Origin of the sequence: Novosphingobium ovatum (assembly GCF_009909235.1) — a bacterium.
GTDB classification, from domain to species: Bacteria; Pseudomonadota; Alphaproteobacteria; order Sphingomonadales; family Sphingomonadaceae; genus Novosphingobium; species Novosphingobium ovatum.
Genome location: NZ_JAAAPO010000007.1, coordinates 65,921 through 83,722 on the forward strand (window position 1 = coordinate 65,921; position 17,802 = coordinate 83,722).

At 66.0% G+C, this 17,802-nt stretch carries 19 protein-coding genes; 11 read left to right on the forward strand and 8 right to left on the reverse strand.

Translation table 11 applies throughout. The features are described 5' to 3' along the window. The first annotated feature begins 2 nt into the window (after positions 1-2). Positions 3-371, forward strand: coding sequence for a bactofilin family protein (locus GTZ99_RS15405; RefSeq protein ID WP_161720482.1), 369 nt, complete (start codon positions 3-5; stop codon positions 369-371). A 78-nt stretch (positions 372-449) separates the two neighbouring features. On the opposite strand, the gene clpA is transcribed toward GTZ99_RS15405, so the two are convergent. Together clpA and GTZ99_RS15415 are read right to left on the reverse strand one after the other, a co-directional pair. Continuing rightward, on the reverse strand, positions 450-2,846 hold the full coding sequence (gene clpA / locus GTZ99_RS15410) for an ATP-dependent Clp protease ATP-binding subunit ClpA (RefSeq protein ID WP_161720484.1): 2,397 nt from the start codon (positions 2,844-2,846) through the stop codon (positions 450-452). Between the two features lie 191 nt (positions 2,847-3,037). Next, the gene (locus GTZ99_RS15415) at positions 3,038-3,253 is read right to left on the reverse strand and encodes a DUF1192 domain-containing protein (protein ID WP_161720486.1); all 216 of its coding nucleotides are present in this window, start codon (positions 3,251-3,253) and stop codon (positions 3,038-3,040) included. Positions 3,254-3,348: 95 nt separating this feature from the next. Here GTZ99_RS15415 and GTZ99_RS15420 point away from each other — a divergent pair, with 95 nt between their 5' ends. The 5 genes from GTZ99_RS15420 to GTZ99_RS15440 all read left to right on the forward strand — a co-directional run bounded on the left by GTZ99_RS15420 (position 3,349) and on the right by GTZ99_RS15440 (position 7,213). Next, the gene (locus GTZ99_RS15420) at positions 3,349-4,356 is read left to right on the forward strand and encodes an NAD(P)H-quinone oxidoreductase (RefSeq protein ID WP_161720488.1); all 1,008 of its coding nucleotides are present in this window, start codon (positions 3,349-3,351) and stop codon (positions 4,354-4,356) included. Then, on the forward strand, positions 4,353-4,982 hold the full coding sequence (locus tag GTZ99_RS15425; protein ID WP_161720490.1) for a glutathione S-transferase family protein: 630 nt from the start codon (positions 4,353-4,355) through the stop codon (positions 4,980-4,982). Before GTZ99_RS15420 ends, GTZ99_RS15425 begins: the two co-directional genes overlap by 4 nt. Positions 4,983-5,166: 184 nt before the next feature. After that, on the forward strand, positions 5,167-5,868 hold the full coding sequence (locus GTZ99_RS15430) for a DUF1013 domain-containing protein (RefSeq protein WP_161720492.1): 702 nt from the start codon (positions 5,167-5,169) through the stop codon (positions 5,866-5,868). 218 nt (positions 5,869-6,086) lie between these two features. Next, positions 6,087-6,512, forward strand: coding sequence for a group II truncated hemoglobin (locus GTZ99_RS15435; RefSeq protein ID WP_227711418.1), 426 nt, complete (start codon positions 6,087-6,089; stop codon positions 6,510-6,512). A 47-nt stretch (positions 6,513-6,559) separates the two neighbouring features. Continuing rightward, entirely contained in the window at positions 6,560-7,213 is a 654-nt protein-coding gene (locus GTZ99_RS15440; RefSeq protein ID WP_161720495.1) for a YoaK family protein, read from the forward strand. A 4-nt stretch (positions 7,214-7,217) separates the two neighbouring features. Here the strand turns inward: GTZ99_RS15440 and GTZ99_RS15445 are convergent, their stop codons facing one another. From GTZ99_RS15445 to GTZ99_RS15465, 5 genes are all read right to left on the reverse strand, one after another. Beyond that, positions 7,218-7,499, reverse strand: a complete 282-nt coding sequence (locus GTZ99_RS15445) for a DUF167 domain-containing protein (protein ID WP_161720497.1) — start codon at positions 7,497-7,499, stop codon at positions 7,218-7,220. Beyond that, positions 7,480-8,058 (reverse strand): gamma carbonic anhydrase family protein, encoded by a 579-nt coding sequence (locus tag GTZ99_RS15450; protein ID WP_161720499.1) that lies wholly within the window; start codon positions 8,056-8,058, stop codon positions 7,480-7,482. The genes GTZ99_RS15445 and GTZ99_RS15450 overlap by 20 nt, the downstream gene beginning before the upstream one ends. Continuing rightward, positions 8,055-8,612 carry a GNAT family N-acetyltransferase gene (locus GTZ99_RS15455; protein WP_161720501.1) on the reverse strand — a complete coding sequence of 186 codons (558 nt, stop codon included), beginning with the start codon at positions 8,610-8,612 and terminating at the stop codon, positions 8,055-8,057. Before GTZ99_RS15455 ends, GTZ99_RS15450 begins: the two co-directional genes overlap by 4 nt. Beyond that, positions 8,609-9,616, reverse strand: coding sequence for a porphobilinogen synthase (gene hemB, locus GTZ99_RS15460; RefSeq protein ID WP_161720503.1), 1,008 nt, complete (start codon positions 9,614-9,616; stop codon positions 8,609-8,611). The genes GTZ99_RS15455 and hemB overlap by 4 nt, the downstream gene beginning before the upstream one ends. 71 nt (positions 9,617-9,687) lie before the next feature. Beyond that, positions 9,688-11,439 (reverse strand): M23 family metallopeptidase, encoded by a 1,752-nt coding sequence (locus GTZ99_RS15465; protein ID WP_161720505.1) that lies wholly within the window; start codon positions 11,437-11,439, stop codon positions 9,688-9,690. Between the two features lie 153 nt (positions 11,440-11,592). On the opposite strand from GTZ99_RS15465, the gene GTZ99_RS15470 reads away from it, so the two are divergent. The 5 genes from GTZ99_RS15470 (at position 11,593) to GTZ99_RS15490 (ending at position 16,739) form a co-directional block, all read left to right on the forward strand. Continuing rightward, positions 11,593-14,220 (forward strand): helicase-related protein, encoded by a 2,628-nt coding sequence (locus GTZ99_RS15470; RefSeq protein ID WP_161720507.1) that lies wholly within the window; start codon positions 11,593-11,595, stop codon positions 14,218-14,220. Positions 14,221-14,222: 2 nt separating this feature from the next. After that, positions 14,223-14,567: an RNA-binding S4 domain-containing protein gene (locus GTZ99_RS15475; protein WP_161720509.1), complete on the forward strand. Its 345-nt coding sequence runs from the start codon at positions 14,223-14,225 to the stop codon at positions 14,565-14,567. Positions 14,568-14,584: 17 nt separating this feature from the next. Further along, positions 14,585-14,923, forward strand: a complete 339-nt coding sequence (gene fdxA, locus GTZ99_RS15480; RefSeq protein ID WP_161720511.1) for a ferredoxin FdxA — start codon at positions 14,585-14,587, stop codon at positions 14,921-14,923. A 397-nt stretch (positions 14,924-15,320) separates the two neighbouring features. Then, the gene (locus GTZ99_RS15485; protein WP_161720513.1) at positions 15,321-15,854 is read left to right on the forward strand and encodes a CarD family transcriptional regulator; all 534 of its coding nucleotides are present in this window, start codon (positions 15,321-15,323) and stop codon (positions 15,852-15,854) included. A gap of 156 nt (positions 15,855-16,010) precedes the next feature. Continuing rightward, positions 16,011-16,739, forward strand: coding sequence for a head GIN domain-containing protein (locus tag GTZ99_RS15490; protein ID WP_161720515.1), 729 nt, complete (start codon positions 16,011-16,013; stop codon positions 16,737-16,739). Positions 16,740-16,766: 27 nt separating this feature from the next. Here the strand turns inward: GTZ99_RS15490 and GTZ99_RS15495 are convergent, their stop codons facing one another. Next, positions 16,767-17,714 carry an L-threonylcarbamoyladenylate synthase gene (locus GTZ99_RS15495; RefSeq protein ID WP_161720517.1) on the reverse strand — a complete coding sequence of 316 codons (948 nt, stop codon included), beginning with the start codon at positions 17,712-17,714 and terminating at the stop codon, positions 16,767-16,769. Between the last annotated feature and the right edge of the window lie 88 nt (positions 17,715-17,802).

Sequence of the window (17,802 nt, forward strand, 5' to 3'; positions counted from 1 at the left end):
CGATGTCCAGCGGCTCGACCTTTTCGGTGTTTGGCGCCGACATCAAGATCAAGGGCAACGTCAGCGCCAGCGCCGATCTGCACATCGACGGCCATATTGAGGGCGACATCAATTGCGCCACATTGGTGCAGGGCGAAGCCAGCGAGATCACCGGCGCCATCACCGCCAGCGGCGCGCGCCTGTCAGGCACGGTGCGCGGGACGGTGCATGCCGGCGATCTGGTGGTGTCGCGCACGGCGCGCATCCATGGCGATATCCATTACGACACGATCACCATCGAACAGGGCGCGCTGGTCGATGGCCGTCTGGCGCAGCGTCAGGCCGCCTCGGTCATCGCGATCGAGGGCGACGCCCGCGTGGTCAAGGGCTGACGCCCACTGATACCACACAGCAAAAGGGCGCTGGCGGGATCTCCACCAGCGCCCTTTTTGTGTCACACGGGGCTGCGCTTATTCGGCGCTGTCCTCCCCGGCACCCGTCTCGCTGCTGTCCGCCTCGGCGCCGGGCTTGGCCTTGCGGCCCTTTGCCTTGCGGTCCAGACGCGGCGGCGCGGGCGTCAGGATAAAGGCCAGTTCCTTCTGGCCATTATCGTTGTCCTTGACCGTCACATGCACTTCGCCGCCATGGGCCAGCTTGCCGAACAACAGCTCCTCGGCCAGCGGTTGCTTGACCTTGTCCTGAATCAGGCGCGCCATCGGACGGGCGCCATACAGCCGGTCATAGCCACGCTCACCCAGCCAGTCGCGCGCATCGCTGTCGAACTGGATATGCACGTTCTGGTCGGCCAGTTGCAGTTCCAGTTGCAGGATGAACTTGTCCACCACCCGGCTGATGACGGCCGTGGGCAGATAGGCAAAGGGCACGATCGCATCCAGACGGTTGCGGAATTCGGGGGTGAACATGGCCTTCACCGCCTCGTCGCCGGCGTCCGCCTTGGACACATCGCCAAAGCCGATGCCGTTGCGCGCCATGTCCGACGCGCCCGCATTGGTGGTCATGATCAGCACGACATTGCGGAAATCCACCGTCTTGCCATGGTGATCGGTCAGGCGGCCATTGTCCATCACCTGCAACAGGATGTTGTAAAGGTCGGAATGGGCCTTCTCGATCTCGTCCAGCAACAGCACGCAATGGGGCTGTTGGTCGATGGCATCGGTCAGCAACCCGCCCTGATCAAACCCGACATAGCCCGGCGGCGCACCGATCAGGCGGCTGACCGAATGGCGTTCCATATATTCGGACATGTCAAAGCGTTGCAGCGGGATGCCCATGATCTCGGACAGGCGCTTGGCCACCTCGGTCTTGCCCACGCCGGTGGGGCCGCTGAACAGGAAACAGCCAATCGGCTTGTCCGGATCGCGCAGGCCCGCCCGGCTCAGCTTCATGGCGCTGGACAGCACCTCGATCGCCTTGTCCTGGCCAAACACCTGACGCTTCAGGTCGCGCTCCAGATGCTCCAGCACCTTTTTGTCGTCGGTGCTGACCGATTTGGGCGGGATGCGGGCCATCGTGGCAATCACCGCCTCGATCTCGCGGCCGGTGATGGTCTTCTTGCGCTTGCTGGGTGGGACCAGCATCTGCATCGCGCCCACCTCGTCGATCACGTCGATCGCCTTGTCCGGCAGCTTGCGGTCGTTGATGTAACGCGCCGACAGCTCCACCGCGGTCTTGATCGCCTCGGGCGTGTACTTGACCTTGTGGTGCTCCTCGAACGCGGTGCGCAGACCTTTCAGGATCTTGATAGTGTCCTCGATCGTCGGCTCGTTGACGTCGATCTTCTGGAACCGGCGCAACAGGGCGCGGTCCTTTTCAAAATGGTTGCGGAATTCCTTGTAAGTGGTCGACCCGATGCAGCGGATCGAGCCACCCGACAGCGCGGGTTTCAACAGGTTCGAGGCATCCATCGCCCCGCCGCTGGTCGCGCCCGCGCCGATGACGGTGTGGATTTCATCAATGAACAGGATGGCGTGCGGCATCTTCTCCAGCTCGGAGACGACCTGCTTCAACCGTTCCTCAAAATCGCCACGATAGCGCGTGCCCGCCAACAGCGAACCCATGTCCAGCGAATAGATCACCGCGTTCGAGAGCACCTCGGGCACCTCGCCCTCGACGATCTTGCGCGCCAGACCCTCGGCGATGGCGGTTTTGCCCACGCCCGGATCGCCCACATACAGCGGGTTGTTCTTGGACCGGCGGCACAGGATCTGGATCGTGCGGTCCACCTCTGGCCCACGGCCGATCAGCGGGTCGACCTTGCCGCCCAGCGCCTTCTCGTTCAGGTTGACCGTGAACTGGTCCAGCGCGGTCTCTTTCTTGTTGCCGCCCGCGTTCTTGGCTTCCTGCTTTTCCTCGGGATGCGGGGCTTCGGTCTCGGCGCCCTTGGGGCTCTTGTCCTCGATCCGCTTGCCGCCCTTGCCGATGCCGTGGCTGATATAGCTGACCGCGTCCAGACGGCTCATGTCCTGTTGCTGCAGGAAATAGACCGCATAGGAATCGCGTTCGGAAAACAGCGCGACCAGCACATTGGCGCCGGTAACGGTATCCTTGCCGCTGGATTGCACATGCAGGATGGCGCGCTGGATCACCCGCTGGAAACCGGCGGTCGGGGCCGGATCGCCCTTTTCCTTGGTCTTCAGCGACTGGTATTCCTGATCCAGATATTGCCGCACCGCATCGCCCAGATCGCCCAGATCCACCCCGCAGGCCGTCATCACCTGCGATGCGTCGGCATCGTCGATCAGCGCCAGCAGCAAATGCTCCAGCGTTGCATATTCATGGCTGCGCTCGGCGGCATGGCCCAGAGCGGCATGCAGGGTTTTCTCGAGACTTTGGGCGAAACTGGGCATCTAGAGCACTTTCGCTGAAAAAAGGTTGGCGCTGAAAAATGGCTGGCGTGAAGTCTCGGCCAAGGGGAGGGAAACCCTGACAGGGGCGCCGGTTGCACCCTGCACGGTTTGTGGTGAATGGACTGTCCGCAGACCCATATGGAGATGCCCGAAGCCATTGCGAGGGGGGCAGCCATATTTGTCCGCGGCGCTCATGAGGATCGTGGCCTGAACAGGGCCTCTGCCGCAAGCCGATGTGCAGCCGATTTGGCCTTGTGCGCGGTAACCCGTTCGATTTCCGTCTGTAATGTGGTGATGCGCGCGTCCAGTTCGTCCAGCGAATAGCTGTCCAGGCTTTCAGCCGAAAGCAGGCTTGCAGCGTCCTTGCGTGCGCCGCCAGAGCCGAGGGGGCGGTCATCGTCATCCATTGCATCGCAGCATCGGACTCGAAGCGCTTGCTGTCAACAGACTCCATCGCTAGGGGTTAACCATCGACTTGTCCGCATAAAGGGTGGGCCAATTGATGGCGGAAGTCCTTCCAGATATGATGCAGGCGATCGTATTCGATACGCCTGGTGATCCAAATGTATTACAATTGCGCAATATTGCCGTGCCAAAGCCGGGCATTGGGCAGGTATTGGTCCGCGTCGAATACGCCGGGGTGAACCGCCCCGACGTGATTCAACGTCAGGGCCATTATCCCCCGCCGCCCGGCCATTCGCCACTGTGCGGGCTGGAAATTGCCGGAACGGTGGTTGCCGTGGGCCAAGGGGTCGAGCCTGAACGGCTGGGCCAGCGGGTCTGCGCGCTGATCAACGGCGGTGGCTATGCCGAATATGCGCTGGCGGTGGCCGATGTGTGCCTGCCGGTGCCTGATGGCATGGACATGGCACAGGCCGCCGCTTTGCCCGAAACGCTGTTTACCGTGTGGCACAATGTGTTCGAACGGGGCTGGGCGTGTGAAGGCGAAACGATTCTGGTCCATGGCGGGACCAGCGGCATCGGCACCATGGCAATCCAACTGGCGCGGCTGTTTGACATGCGCGTGATCGTCACCTGTGGCGGGGCGGACAAATGCGCCCGCGCGCTGGAAATCGGGGCGGATCACGCCATCGACTATCGCGCGCAGGATTTCGTCGCCGAGGTGGCGCGAATCACTGATGGCGCGGGCGTGCATCTGGTGCTGGACATGGTTGCGGGCGACTATGTGGCGCGCAATCTGCAATGTCTGGCCGATGATGGGCGGCATGTGACCATCGCGGTGCAGGGCGGCGCCAAGGCCGAGGTGCCGATGTGGCAGGTCATGGCCCGCCGCCTGACGCTGACCGGATCGACGATGCGGGCGCGCAGCGATGGGTTCAAGGCGCTGGTGGCGCAGGAGATCGCCCAGAACGTGTGGCCCATGGTCGAAAGCGGCGAATTGCGCCCGGTGATGGACCGGGTGTTCCCGCTGGCACAGGCGGCGGACGCCCATGCCCATATGGAATCGGGCGCCCATATCGGCAAGATCGTGCTGAAGGTCGCGGCATGAGTACCCGCTTCACCCTGCACGAGGACCCGATCAGCGCGAATTGCTACAAGATTCGCCTGACCGCGGCGCTGGTGGGGGTGGAGCTGACGCGGGTGGCCTATGACATCCGGCGGGGGCAGACTCGCACGCCCGAATTTCTGGCCAATATCAACGCCAATGGCCGGATTCCGGTGTTGCAGGTGGACGATGCGGCGGGATCACGCTTCCTGCCCGAAAGCAATGCCGCCTGCTGGTATCTGGCGCATGGATCGGCGCTGATCCCGGCGGATCGCTGGGCGCAGGCCGACATGCTGCGCTGGATGTTCTTTGAACAATACAGCCACGAGCCGAATGTGGCGACGCTGCGGTTCTGGCTGGCGTTTGTGGGCGAATCGGCGCTGACCCCGGCGCAAATCGCCCAGATCCCGGCCAAGCGCATCGCGGGCGAGGCCGCGCTGGCGCTGATGGAGCAGCATCTGTCGGCCCATGACTGGTTTGCAGGTAATGGCGTCACGCTGGCTGATATCGCGCTGTTTGCCTATACCCATGTGGCGGATGCGGGCGGGTTTGATCTGGGGGCCTATCCGGCAATCGGGCGGTGGATCACCCGGGTGCGCGCCATCCCCGGCTTTGTCCCGCTGGACTGAGGCACAGCGCACAAGCCCCGGCGAAATGCCCCAAAATGCAAGCAAACCCTTGCTCTGGGGGCAAAGCGGGCTTATGGGGAAAAGGTTCGGCCGCTCCGTCAAGGGGCGGCCCTTTCTTTTCCACCCATCGTTTTGCGCGGTGGCACCCGCATGGGGCCACTGCTTATGCGCCGGAGAGTACCCCGTGACCCAGCCCACCCCGCTGATGCCGCATGCAACGGCTTCGTGGCTTGTCGACAACACCGCGCTGACCTTTGAGCAGATTGCCGATTTCTGCGGCCTGCACATGCTGGAGGTTCAGGCGATGGCCGATGACCTGACCAGCGCCAAATATACCGGCCGCGATCCGCTGCGTTCGGGCGAGCTGACCAGCACCGAGATCGACAAGGGCCAGGCCGACCCGGCCTATCGCCTGAAGATGCAAAAGGCGCCGGTCAACGTCAGCCGCACCAAGGGCCCGCGTTACACCCCGGTGTCCAAGCGTCAGGACAAGCCCGATGGCATCGCCTGGATCCTGCGCAACCACCCCGAGGTGTCGGACGCGCAGATCAGCAAGCTGATCGGCACCACCCGCAACACCATCGCCGCCATCCGTGACCGCAGCCACTGGAACATCAACAACATCACCGCCAAGGATCCGGTGACGTTGGGCCTGTGTTCGCAGCGCGAGCTGGACATGATGGTGGCCAAGGCCGCCAAGGGCATGCCCGACGAGGACAATGTGGACGATACCCGTCTGGGCAACGACCGCGAGGCCTTGATCGAGGAACTGCGCGCCGCGCGTGAGGCACAGGCCCGCGCCGCCAGCGAAGCCGCCCAGGAGGCCGAGGCCGCCGCCTGGTTGCAGGCCCGCCGCGCGGCTGAGGCCGCCGAAGGCAACGACTGATACCTATCCCAAGCGAGGGACAAAAGGCCGGTTTCCCCATGGGGAGGCCGGCCTTTTCAATGAGGGGCATTGTCAACGCGGACAGGCCGATCTGCGCCTTGGGCCAGTTGCGCAAAGGGCGATGTTGACGCCAATCAATCCCCCCGCCCCCAGCCTTTGCTAGCCATCATCGACAAAGCGTCCGCTGACGGGCGCAGATCCGAATCGGGAGATTGACCTTGTCCGACGCCGCCGCCCCCGCTGAAACGGCCACCCAGACCGCGCCCAAACCGATCCCGCCCTTTGTCCGGCTGGGCGGCGCGCCAGTGATCAGCGCGATCGTCGATCAGTTCTATGACCTGATGGAAAATGACCCCGCCTATGCCGAATTGCGCGCGATGCACGCGCCCGATCTGGCCCCGATGCGCACCAGCCTCAAAGGGTTCCTGACCGGCTGGGCCGGCGGCCCGCGCGACTGGTTCGACGCCAATCCCGGCCGCTGCATGATGAGCATGCATTCCGGCTTTACCATTTCCGACCAGACCGCCGGGCAATGGGCACAGGCCATGCGCCGCGCGATCGAATCGGTCGCCACCGCCGATCAGCAAATGGCCAAGGCGATGGCTGGCGTGCTCGAGGAACTGGCGATGGGGATGGCGCGCTAACACGCGATGGCTTGCCTTGGCCCGTGGGCCGGGGCAGCATGGCCGCCATGCACCAGATGGACGGCAAGAGGCAGGCAATGGCGGTAGCGCTGGCGGCGCTGGCCGGTTTCGTCGATGCCAGCGGGTTTATCGCCAATGGTGGCTATTTCCTGTCCTTCATGTCGGGCAACACCACGCGCCTGGCGGTGGATCTGGCGCGCGCGCCGGGAATGGCGCTGGTGCCGCTGGGGTTGATCGCGGGCTTTGTCGGCGGGGTGGCCTTGGGCGCGCTGGTGTCGGGCTGGGCGGGCGCGCGGCGCAAGGCGGCGGTGCTGGGGCTGGTGACGGGGCTGTTGCTGACGGGCGCCTTGGCCGAAATGGCGCAGATCCGGGCCGTAGCGCAAGGCGCGATGGTGCTGGCGATGGGGGCGATGAACGCCACCTTCCTGCGCGATGGGCGGGTCGGCGTCGGGGTCACCTATATGACCGGCGCGCTGGTGCGGATCGGACTGGGGCTGGCGCAACGGCTGCGCGGCGAACGCGATCCGGGCGCGGGTGCGGCATTGCGCCTATGGGCGGGGCTGGCGGTGGGCGGCATCACCGGCGCGGCCTGCTGGATGTGGCTGGGCATGGTGACGCTGTGGCTGGCGGCGGGATGGGCCGGGCTGATGGCGATCATCGCCCATCGCTGGATCGCACCCGACCGCACCCCCATCGCCTGACGCGCTAAACCTCGACCGACAGCAGTTTCTCGCGCGAGGTCGCCCCGCGCAACAGCCGCAAGCGTGAGGCCGCCACGCCCAGCCCCTGCGCCACCAGAGCGATCACGGCCTCGGTCGCCTTGCCATCCTCGGGCTTGGCGCGCACCTTGACCAGCACGCGGGTGCCGTCGATCTCGATCCCCTCGCTGCGCGCGCCGGGGGTGACACGCACCGCCAAACGCCCCTCGGTATCGATCAGCGCGCGGATGGCATCGGCGGGCGGCAGATCAGCCTTGGGCCGCGCCATCGGCCAGTTCCAAATTCGCCTTGTGCGCCTGTCCTGCCCGCACATAGGCGGCCACGCCCGCCTGCATCTCGGCCAATTGGGCATCATTCAACGCGCGGGCCATGGCGGCGGGGCGGCCAATCCACATCTCGCGCATCGGAATCGTCTTGCCCGGCGCCAACAGCGCGCCCGCCGCCAGCATCGCGTCGGACGAGACCGTACAGCCATCCATCACGATCGCCCCCAGCCCGACAAACGACCGATCCTCCAGAACGCAGCCGTGGATCATCGCCATATGCCCGATCAGCACATCATCGCCGATGATCGTGGGAAAACCTTCCGGCCGTTTGGGTTTGGGGCTGTCGCAATGGACCACCGTGCCGTCCTGAATATTGGTGCGCGCGCCGATACGGATGCGGTTGGCGTCCCCCCGGATGACGCAATTGTACCAGATGGACGATTCCGCCCCGATCTCCACATCACCGATGATCCGGCACCCCGGCGCGATAAAGGCGCTGGGGTGAATGCGGGGCCAGATGCCGTTGAACGGGGCGATGGTGATGTCGGTACGGGCGGTCATGGCTGGCTTTCTTCCCATTGCTGTCGCGTCAGGCGATAGGCGATCACATCGGCCAGATCGCCAGTAAAGCGCGTATCGCAAAAATCGAGTTCGGGCGCACGGACCATGCCCAACCGCCGCATCAGCGTTGCGCTGGCCACATTGCCCGTGACGGTGATGGCATGGATGACGGGCGCGGCAAACTGGCCAAAACCGGCGGCCAGCGAGGCCTGCGCCGCCTCCCGCGCATAGCCCTGCCCCCAGGCGTCCTGCCGCAAGCGCCAACCGATCTCGAACGCGCCCATAAAGGTGCAGTCAGGCGCGTTCCCGCGCTTCAGCCCGCAAAAGCCCAGAATGTCGCCATCCGCCTTGCGCTCGACCAGCCAGAAGCAATGGCCATGGGCCGCGGCGCATTCCTGAAAACGGGCCAGCATCATGGCGTAATGGGCATCATCCTGCACCCCGCCCAGCCAGCGCATCACCTCTGGCGTGTTGGTGTGCCGGACAAACGCCGCCAGATCGCCATCGCGCCAATCGCGCAGGATCAGCCGGTCCGTTTCCAGCCGAAAGCTCACGCCCCCATCAGCCGCGCCGCATGCGCCGCGTGATAGGTCAGCACGCCGCTGCAACCGGCGCGCTTGAACGCCAGCAGCGTTTCCAGCACCAGCGCGTCACGCTCGCCACCTCCGGCGGCCACGACCGCCTCGATCATCGCGTATTCGCCCGACACCTGATAGGCATAGACCGGCACGCCAAACTGGTCCTTTACCCGACGGGCAATGTCCAGATAGGGCAGGCCGGGCTTGACCATGACGCTGTCGGCGCCCTCGGCCAGATCGATCGCCACCTCGCGCAGGGCTTCCTCGGCGTTGGCCGGGTCCATCTGATAGGTCTTCTTGTTACCCTTCAGCAGCCCGCGCGAACCGACCGCATCGCGGAACGGGCCATAAAACGCGCTGGCATATTTGGCGGCATAGGACATGATCTGGGCGTTGTGGTGGCCATCGCCCTCCAGCGCGGCGCGGATCAGGGCGATGCGGCCATCCATCATGTCGGACGGCGCGATGATGTCCGCCCCGGCGGCGGCCTGATTGAGCGATTGGCCCACCAGCATCTCGACCGTGGCGTCGTTCAACACATAGCCCGCCTCGTCGATCAGCCCGTCCTGGCCATGGCTGGTATAGGGGTCCAGCGCCACATCGGTCAGCAGGCCGATTGTCTCGCCACAGGCGTCCTTGATCGCGCGGATGGCGCGGCACATCAGATTGTCGGGGTTCAGCGCTTCCCTGGCGTCCTCGCTGCGGCGTTCGGGCTGGGTATTGGGGAACAATGCCAGACAGGGAATTCCCAGCGCCACCGCCTCCTTGGCCCGCGCGACGATGCCATCGACCGACCAGCGCGACACGCCCGGAAGGCTGGCGATGGGCTCCTCCACCCCCTGCCCTTCGGTGATGAACAAAGGCCAGATCAGATCGGCCGGCGTCAGGACGGTTTCGCGGTGCATCGCGCGGCTCCACGCGGTGGCACGGGTGCGGCGCAGGCGAAGCGCCGGGAACGGCGCGGGAATGGTCTGGGTCATGGGGTCAGGGTGTTAGCCCCAAGGGCCACGCCCGAAAAGAGGGCAGATCGCCCCGTTCACGCAGCGGAAGATCAGCGGGGCGCGCCCACCGGGCCAAGGGCCGCGCCGGGGCCAACGCGCAACACCTGCGCCAATGCCGCGCGGAAGGCGGCCAGTTGCGCCTTGTCCACGCCCGCATGGACGGTGAAACGCAGGCTCATGGGATCAATCGAAGCGCCATCGCGGAACACTTCGTAATGCAGGTGCGGGCCGGTCGACAGGCCGGTCGAGCCGACATAGCCGATCACCTGCCCCGCGCGCACGCGCATGCCCCCACCCACGGCAAAGCGGCTGAGATGGCCATAGCCGGTCGCCAGCGCCCCGCCATGCTCCAGCCGGATGTAATTGCCATGTCCGCCATGTGGGCCAACGAAATTCACCACGCCATCAGCCACGGCATAGACCGGCGCCCCCCAGGGCGCGGCCAGATCGGTGCCCGAATGCATCCGCGTATAGCCCAGCACCGGGTGATAGCGCAGTCCGTAATTGCTGGTGATCCGCGCGCCCGCCACCGGCATCACCAGCGCATTGCGGGTGCGTTCCTCGGTCATGTTGGCGGCGTTGAACAATTGCCCGTCCGGGCCAAAACGCAGCAATTGCGCGCGCGGGCGGCCGTCTTCCTCGATCCCGGCATACAGCAGATCGCCCACCTCGGTTTCGCCGCTGGCGGTGCGGCGATAGGCAACGATCAGATCAAAGGTCGCCCCTTGCCGCAGATCGTCCAGCGAGAGATGCGCGTCCACCGCCTGCAAATATTGCTGAATCGCCCGCAAAGGCGCACCCGCCGCCCGCGCCGATTGGTACAGGCTGCCGCCGATCACCCCGCGAATGCGCAAAGGCGTCGCATCCACCGGAATCGGTTGGCGGATCACCTGCCATTGATCGCCATGACGCACCACGGCCAGATTCAGGTCAAACCGCGCGCGAAAACGCGCCGATTCCAGCGCGCGCGGCATCCCCGGCGCGTCATGGCGGCCCAGAGTCAGATCAAACCGCGTGCCCGGCGCGATCGCGTCGGGATTGATTTCGGGCGAGATCAGACGGGCCAATTGCATGGCATCGCCACTCCCCACGCCCGCCCGCTGCAACATGCCGATCAGCGAATCGCCTTCGGACAGGGTGGCCAGCGTCTGGATGCGCGGGCGATCCGGCATGACGGCCAACAGGCGAACGTCCGCCGTCGGCCCCATCCGCGCGCCCACATCTGCGCCATAGGCCAGCGGCAGGATGGTGTTCAGCCGGTATTGCGCCGCCGAATCGGGCAAAGTCACACTGGCCGCTCCAGCCACCATCGGGCGAAAGCTGGGCGTCATGCTGATCGCGGCCAGCGCGCAGGACAGCATCACCCCCAGCCCGCGATACCAGCGCGCCGTACCGATTCCCTCGCTCAGGTCGCGGGCATAGTCGATGGCGTTGAAACGATCGGCCAGACGTTGCGCCACAACGCCCGCCCGCGCGGCCAGCGGCGTGCCGATGCGCCGCGCATGTGCGGTGGCCTGTTGCGTGGCCCGCGCCCGGCGGGTGTTCCACTGGTGCCAGACCGGGGCGGCCCGAACCGCCATATGTGCCTGCACCCGCGTCCACACCGGCATTACCCGGTCATGCAGCGCCACCACCGCCAGCACGGGCAGAGGCAGCGTCCAGCCCTGATATTCGGGCATCGGCGGCAACAGCACCGTTGCCCCGCGCCCAGTGCCCACCGCCCCCGCATGGCCAAACACCGCGCGGATCAGCGCGGGATCGGCCTGTAGCGGCGTGCCTTCGATCTGGCGGTATGCGTACAAGAATCGCCTCTGGGCAAAGGTAAATGTTTCCTCACCCTCCTGAACCGACAAGGTTAACCATTGCCTAAATCCGGTCCGCCACAGGGGTTTTCCGCAGGGTTGCCCATGCGGCCCCTTGTCGACCCGTGGCGGCGATGCCACATGGGTTTGGCGATGGTACGGCCCTCCCCCGATCCCTCCCGCCCGCCGCGTGCCGGCGGCCGACGCCCCCAGCATGACGGCCGGGTAAAGGCGGTGTTGGGCCCCACCAACACCGGCAAAACCCATCTGGCGATCGAACGGCTGTGCGCCCATTCCTCGGGCGCGATCGGCTTTCCGCTGCGCCTGCTGGCGCGCGAGGTGTATGAGAAGGTCTGCGCCATCAAGGGCCGCGACCATGTTGCCCTGATCACCGGCGAGGAGCGGATCGAGCCACCCAATGCCCGCTGGCTGCTGTGCACCGCCGAAGCCATGCCGATCCGGGGCAACGCCAAGAAGGGCGACCGTTTCACCGATCTGGCCTTTGTCGCGCTGGACGAGGCGCAACTGGCCGCCGACCGCGAGCGCGGCCATGTCTTTACCGACCGCCTGCTGCATGCGCGGGGGCGTGAGGAGACGATGATCCTTGGCTCCTCCGTGCTGGAGCCATTGGTCAAGGCGCTGGTCCCCGAAGCCGAGATCGTCAGCCGCCCGCGCTTTTCCACGCTGACCCATGCGGGCGCGAAAAAGCTGAGCCGCGTGCCGCCACGCAGCGCCATCGTCGCCTTCAGCGCCGAGCAGGTGTACGCGGTCGCCGAAATGCTGCGCCGGTTTCGCGGCGGGGCGGCGGTGGTGATGGGGGCGCTCAGCCCCGAAACGCGCAACCGTCAGGTCGAACTCTATCAGAACGGCGAGGTCGACTATCTGGTCGCCACCGACGCCATCGGCATGGGGCTGAATCTGGACATCACCCATGTCGCCTTTGCCGGATTGTCGAAATATGACGGCGTGCGCCAGCGCCGCCTGCTGCCCACCGAAATGGCACAGATCGCCGGGCGCGCCGGGCGACATCAGCGCGATGGCACCTTTGGCACGATGTCGGGCACGGGCGGGCATGACGCGGAATTCTCGGACGAAGAGATCTATGCCATCGAGGAGCACCGCTTTGCCCCGCTGACCCGGCTGTATTGGCGGGAGAGCGATCTGCGGTTTGATTCGATCGCCAGCCTGATCAACGATCTGGAGCGCCCCCCGGCCCACCCCGAACTGATCGCCGCGCCAGAGGCCATCGATCTGGCCGTGCTGAAGCGCCTGTCGGACGAGGCCGGGATTGCCGACACCCTGCGTGGGCCACCCATGGTGCGGCGCTTCTGGGAGGCCTGCTCGCTGCCCGATTTCCGGCAGGTGGGGGTGGACGCCCATGCCCGCTTTGTCGCCCGCCTGTGGGAGGAATTGCGCAGCGGCCCGCTGCACCCCGATCACGCCCCGCGCGCCATCGCCCATCTGGACCATACCGCGGGCGATATCGACACCTTGCAAGGGCGCATTTCGGCCATCCGCAGTTGGTCATACATTACCCAGCGCGCCGATTGGGTGCCGGCTCGCGATGAAATGGCCGCCCGCGCCCGCGCCGTCGAACAACGCCTGTCCGATGCCTTGCACGCCCGCCTGACCGAACGTTTCGTCAACCGCCGCACCGCCGTCCTGATGCGCAAGCTGGGTGGGCAGGACGCGGGACTGCTCTCGGTCCGTCTGTCGGGCGACACGGTGCTGGTCGAGGATGAGGCGATTGGCGAGCTGTCCGGTTTCCGCTTTCGCGTTGATCCGGCAGCGCGCGCGGGGGACACCAAACTGTTGCTGGCCGCCGCGGACAAGCATCTGCCCGAACTGGTGGCGGGCCGCGCGCGCGACCTGATGGCGGCGCTGGCGGGCGGGGATGACGCGGGCCTGTCGCTGGGTGGTGGCGTTGTGCTGTGGCATGGCGAGGCGATCGCCCGCCTGCATCGCGGCAAATCGGCGCTGACGCCGGGGCTGGTGGCAACGCCCTTGCTGGACCGTCTGGCGGCCCCCTTGCGCGCCGAATTGATCGCCGCGCTGGAAGGCTGGCTGGCGCGGCAATTGCGCCCGCTGGCCCCGCTGGCCCGGATCGAGGCGGCCAGTCTGGCGGAACAGAGCGGCCCTGCCCTGCGCGCGCTGCTGATTCGCCTGATCGATGGCGGGGGCATGACGGCGCGTATCGGTTCGGGGCTGGAGGCACTGGACAAGGGCCAGCGCGACACCTTGCGCCGGTTGGGGGTGCGGATCGGCACGCTGGACCTGTTCTGCCCCGCGCTGGTCAAGGCGCGCCCGCTGGCGCTGTGGCGGGAACTGACCGGGGCCGATGGCGCAATCGCCACGCCCATGGCGCCGATCCTGCCGATGGCAGGAACGCAGGAGGCTCCTTTGGCCTATCGCCGGTTGGGCGCGCAGGCGATCCGCATCGACCGCGCCGAAGACCTGTTGCGCGCCGCACATGAGGCCCGCGCCGCCCAACCGGGCCGCGCCTTCCGGCTGGACCCGGCGGCGGCGGTGAAAATGGGGCTTACGACCAAGGCCTATGCCCATTTGTTGCGGATGGGCGGGTTCCGGCCAATCATGCCACGCGCGCTGGACGCTGCCGCCCATGGCCCGCCCGCGCCGCTGGTCTGGCGCTGGCAACCGCCGCGCGACACCGCCCCGCCGCCCCCAGCCCCAAAGGGCAAACCGGGCCGCAACCCCCAACGCGCGCCCGACTCTCCCACGCCATCAGGCCATTTTGCCGCGCTGGCGGCGCTGGTGGCATAGGGATGCGCCCCGGCCCCGGCGCCAAGCCGCCCGCCCCTGCCCCCCGGCCCAGCCTGCGAATCGATAAATTGCTGTGGTTTCTGCGCCTGGCAAAATCCCGCGCGGCCGCGCAGGATTGGGTGGAACAAGGCCATATCCGCCTGAACGGACGGCGCGTAGAGCGCAGTTCTGCGGCCATTTGTGCCGATGATGTGCTGGTCCTGCCGCTGCCTTCGGGGGTGCGGGTAATCCGCATTCTGGCCCTGCCCAACCGGCGCGGACCAGCCCCAGAAGCACAAAGCGTGTATCGGGTGCTTGACGAGACGCGCCTTTCCCCCGTAGCAGCGACCCAGTTTCCATCTGGCTGATAAGGGGATTTGCAGCCATGACCTATGTCGTCACCGACGCCTGTATCCGCTGCAAATACATGGATTGCGTCGAAGTATGCCCTGTGGACTGCTTCTACGAGGGCGAAAACATGCTGGTGATCAACCCCAGCGAATGCATTGACTGTGGCGTGTGCGAGCCGGAATGCCCGGCCGAAGCCATCCTGCCCGACACCGAAAGCGGTATCGAGCAGTGGATGGAGCTGAACGCCAAGTTCTCGGCGGAATGGCCCAACATCACCGCCAAGAAGGAAGCCCCTGCCGACGCCGATGACATGAAGGGCGTCGAAGGCAAGTTCGAGAAGTTCTTCTCGGAAGCGCCGGGCGAAGGCGACTGATCTTCCGGGCGCGGAGGCGGCGCGGCAATCAGCCGCCCGCGCCGCGCCACCGGACATAGGGCGGGCCTGTTCCGCCGCGGCATCGGCCGCATTTCTGTCTGCCAGAGGCGGGAGTCGCACGCGCGATTCTCGCCTCTGGTAATTTTGTTACCGGCGTGTTATATAATGTCCCAGCCGGGCAGCGTCGGGGCCCTCACCCGCCTGCCTGACGTCGCCGTTAACCAGGGCCAATACCGGGTCGAACCCTCAGACCATGAAAGGCAAAGTCGCAAGCCACGGTTGATGCACCCATCACACCGACACAGGGTTTGGCGTCGATTCGCCATGCCCGCCGCCGGTGTCTGCATTGTTCCACGGGCTGTTCTCCTGCGATTTTGGCCGAGCGAAAGGACGATAGATGACCGCCAAGGCTCACGCCTTCGAAGTTGGAGATTACGTCGTTTACCCGAAGCACGGGGTTGGCCGCGTGATGGAACTGCTGGAGCAGGAAATCGCCGGCATGAAGATGGAACTCTATGTGCTGCGGTTCGAAAAGGAACGCATGACCCTGCGCGTCCCCGTGAACAAGGTTGAAGCCATCGGCATGCGCAAGCTGTCGAGCGACAAGACCCTGCGCGAGGCGCTGGACACCCTGAAGGGCAAGCCCAAGGTCAAGCGCACCATGTGGTCGCGCCGCGCGCAGGAATACGAAGCGAAGATCAACTCTGGCGATCTGGTTTCGATCGCCGAGGTGACTCGCGATCTGTTCCGTGCCGACGACCAGCCCGAGCAGTCCTATTCCGAGCGTCAGATCTTTGAAGCCGCCAGCAGCCGTCTGGCGCGCGAACTGGCCGCCATGGAAAAGACCGACGAACTGGCCGCGCTGCAAAAGATCCTGGCGATCCTGAACGAGCACGCGCCGAAATATTACGAGGCTGCCGCCGCCGTTTAAGCGCAGCCTTGGCCCCGCCATCGCGGGACAACGCTTACAGCGAGAAAGGGCCGTCCTGAAAGGGGCGGCCCTTTTTTGCGCGCGCCGTTTGCGCCTGCCGGGCTTGCGCACAGGCGGATGGTGTATTACCATGACAACACACGTCGGGAGGGCCCTATGGATTTTCGCCGCTATCTGTCGCGTCTGGCGCCGGTTCTGGGGGCCGGCCTGCTGCTGTCAGCCTGTGACAAGCACACCGACATCTCGATCAACGGTGACACCGGCAAACCCCTGAGCGAAGTGGACCTGACCACTGCCCCGGCCAAGGCGGTGGTGCTGTTTGGCCCCGACACGGTGCGCATCCATCGCGGCGATCGCCTGACCGTCACGGTCGAGGGCGGCCCGGCACAGGTCGATCTCCTGCGCTTTACCTATCAGGCCGGGACGCTGGGCATCCTGCGCCGCCCGGGAAGCAATGGCGCGCCGCTGACCATTGATGTCACCATGCCCGCCCCCGAAATGCTGACGATGACCGGATCGGGCCAGATCATCGCCGATGCGCTGGCCAGCGACGCCACGGTGGTGATCGGCGGATCGGGCAATATCGACACGCCACAGGTGGCCGCGCAAAAGCTGTCGGTGAATGTCGCGGGCAGCGGCCATTACCGCGCGCATGGCACGGTGGGGCAGCTTTCCATGAACATCGCGGGGACGGGGGGCGCGGATCTGCCAACGCTGCGCGCCGACAAGGCCGAGGTGAACATCATGGGCACCGGCGATGTCGCGCTGGCCTCTGACGGGGTGGTAGAGGGCAATATCATGGGCACAGGCACCCTGCGCGTCATTGGCAAGGCCACGTGCAAACCCAATGTCATGGGCACGGGCAAGGTGGTCTGTCAGCCGTAAATCACGCCGCCGCGCGGTGCAGGCCGTTTACGCCGCCGCGCGGCGTAAGCGGTCATTGATCGCCGCGCCAATCCCGGCATCCGGCACCGGCGCCACCGCCACCCGCGCCCGCCCCGAAGCAGCCGCGGCATGCAGCGCAGCGTACAAATGCGCCGCCGCCTGTGCCAGATCGCCATCAGCCGACAGGCAATAATCCCCCGCCACCGCGCCAAAACCGATGTGGAATTCCTCCGCATCCGCCGTCAGTGCGTTCAGCCGCACCGGCTTTCCCGGGGCATAATGGCTGGTCATCTGGCCGGGCGCCTCGATCCGGTTGGACGAGGGCGCGTCGCCCCCCTGCCCGATCACCGCCGCGATGGCATCGGCCGTGATCGGGCCGGGGCGCAACACCTGCCACCCGCCCTCGGCACGCAGGGCAATGATGGTCGATTCAATCCCGTCCGGGCAATCTCCGCCATCAACGATCAGACCAACCCGCCCCCCCAGCGAGGCCGCCACATGCGCGGCGCAGGTGGGCGACACGCCGCCACTGGCATTGGCCGAAGGCGCGGCCAGCGCCAGCCCCGATTCGCGCAGGATCTGGCGCATCACCCGATGCGCCGGGCAACGGATGGCAATGGTGGGCAGCCCCGCCGTCACCGCTGCCGCCACCATTGCCCCTTCGCGCCGGGGCAGCACCATGGTCAGCGGACCGGGCCAGAACGCATCGGCCAACACCCGCGCCCGCGCGTCCACCAGCGCCAATTGTTCCGCCCCCGCCAGATCGGCCACATGCACGATTAACGGATTGAAATCCGGCCGTCCCTTTGCCCGATAGATCGCCGCGACCGATTCATCCCGATCCGCCCGCGCCGCCAATCCATAGACCGTCTCGGTCGGGACCGCGACCAACGCCCCGGCGCGCAAGGCCGCCACCGCCGCCGCGATGCCTTCACCGTCTGCCGGAACAATTTGCGCGGGAACATTGTCGCTCATGGGGCTTGGCTATAGGCGCGCAGACGATAAAGCCAAGCAAAAGGCGCGCCCGCATTGTCCCGATTAGCCACGGCGCGCGCAGAGGACG

Bases quoted from the DNA above. Each gene is read 5' to 3' on its own strand.
- GTZ99_RS15440 (WP_161720495.1), top strand. From the start codon at position 6,560: ATGCACCAGATGGACGGCAAGAGGCAGGCAATGGCGGTAGCGCTGGCG.
- GTZ99_RS15485 (WP_161720513.1), top strand. From the start codon at position 15,321: ATGACCGCCAAGGCTCACGCCTTCGAAGTTGGAGATTACGTCGTTTAC.
- GTZ99_RS15405 (WP_161720482.1), top strand. From the start codon at position 3: ATGTCCAGCGGCTCGACCTTTTCGGTGTTTGGCGCCGACATCAAGATC.
- GTZ99_RS15415 (WP_161720486.1), bottom strand. From the start codon at position 3,253: ATGGATGACGATGACCGCCCCCTCGGCTCTGGCGGCGCACGCAAGGAC.
- GTZ99_RS15445 (WP_161720497.1), bottom strand. From the start codon at position 7,499: ATGGCGCGGCCCAAGGCTGATCTGCCGCCCGCCGATGCCATCCGCGCG.
- hemB (WP_161720503.1), bottom strand. From the start codon at position 9,616: ATGACCCAGACCATTCCCGCGCCGTTCCCGGCGCTTCGCCTGCGCCGC.
- GTZ99_RS15450 (WP_161720499.1), bottom strand. From the start codon at position 8,058: ATGACCGCCCGTACCGACATCACCATCGCCCCGTTCAACGGCATCTGG.
- GTZ99_RS15425 (WP_161720490.1), top strand. From the start codon at position 4,353: ATGAGTACCCGCTTCACCCTGCACGAGGACCCGATCAGCGCGAATTGC.
- GTZ99_RS15470 (WP_161720507.1), top strand. From the start codon at position 11,593: ATGGTACGGCCCTCCCCCGATCCCTCCCGCCCGCCGCGTGCCGGCGGC.
- GTZ99_RS15475 (WP_161720509.1), top strand. From the start codon at position 14,223: ATGCGCCCCGGCCCCGGCGCCAAGCCGCCCGCCCCTGCCCCCCGGCCC.
- clpA (WP_161720484.1), bottom strand. From the start codon at position 2,846: ATGCCCAGTTTCGCCCAAAGTCTCGAGAAAACCCTGCATGCCGCTCTG.
- GTZ99_RS15420 (WP_161720488.1), top strand. From the start codon at position 3,349: ATGGCGGAAGTCCTTCCAGATATGATGCAGGCGATCGTATTCGATACG.
- GTZ99_RS15495 (WP_161720517.1), bottom strand. From the start codon at position 17,714: ATGAGCGACAATGTTCCCGCGCAAATTGTTCCGGCAGACGGTGAAGGC.
- GTZ99_RS15490 (WP_161720515.1), top strand. From the start codon at position 16,011: ATGGATTTTCGCCGCTATCTGTCGCGTCTGGCGCCGGTTCTGGGGGCC.
- fdxA (WP_161720511.1), top strand. From the start codon at position 14,585: ATGACCTATGTCGTCACCGACGCCTGTATCCGCTGCAAATACATGGAT.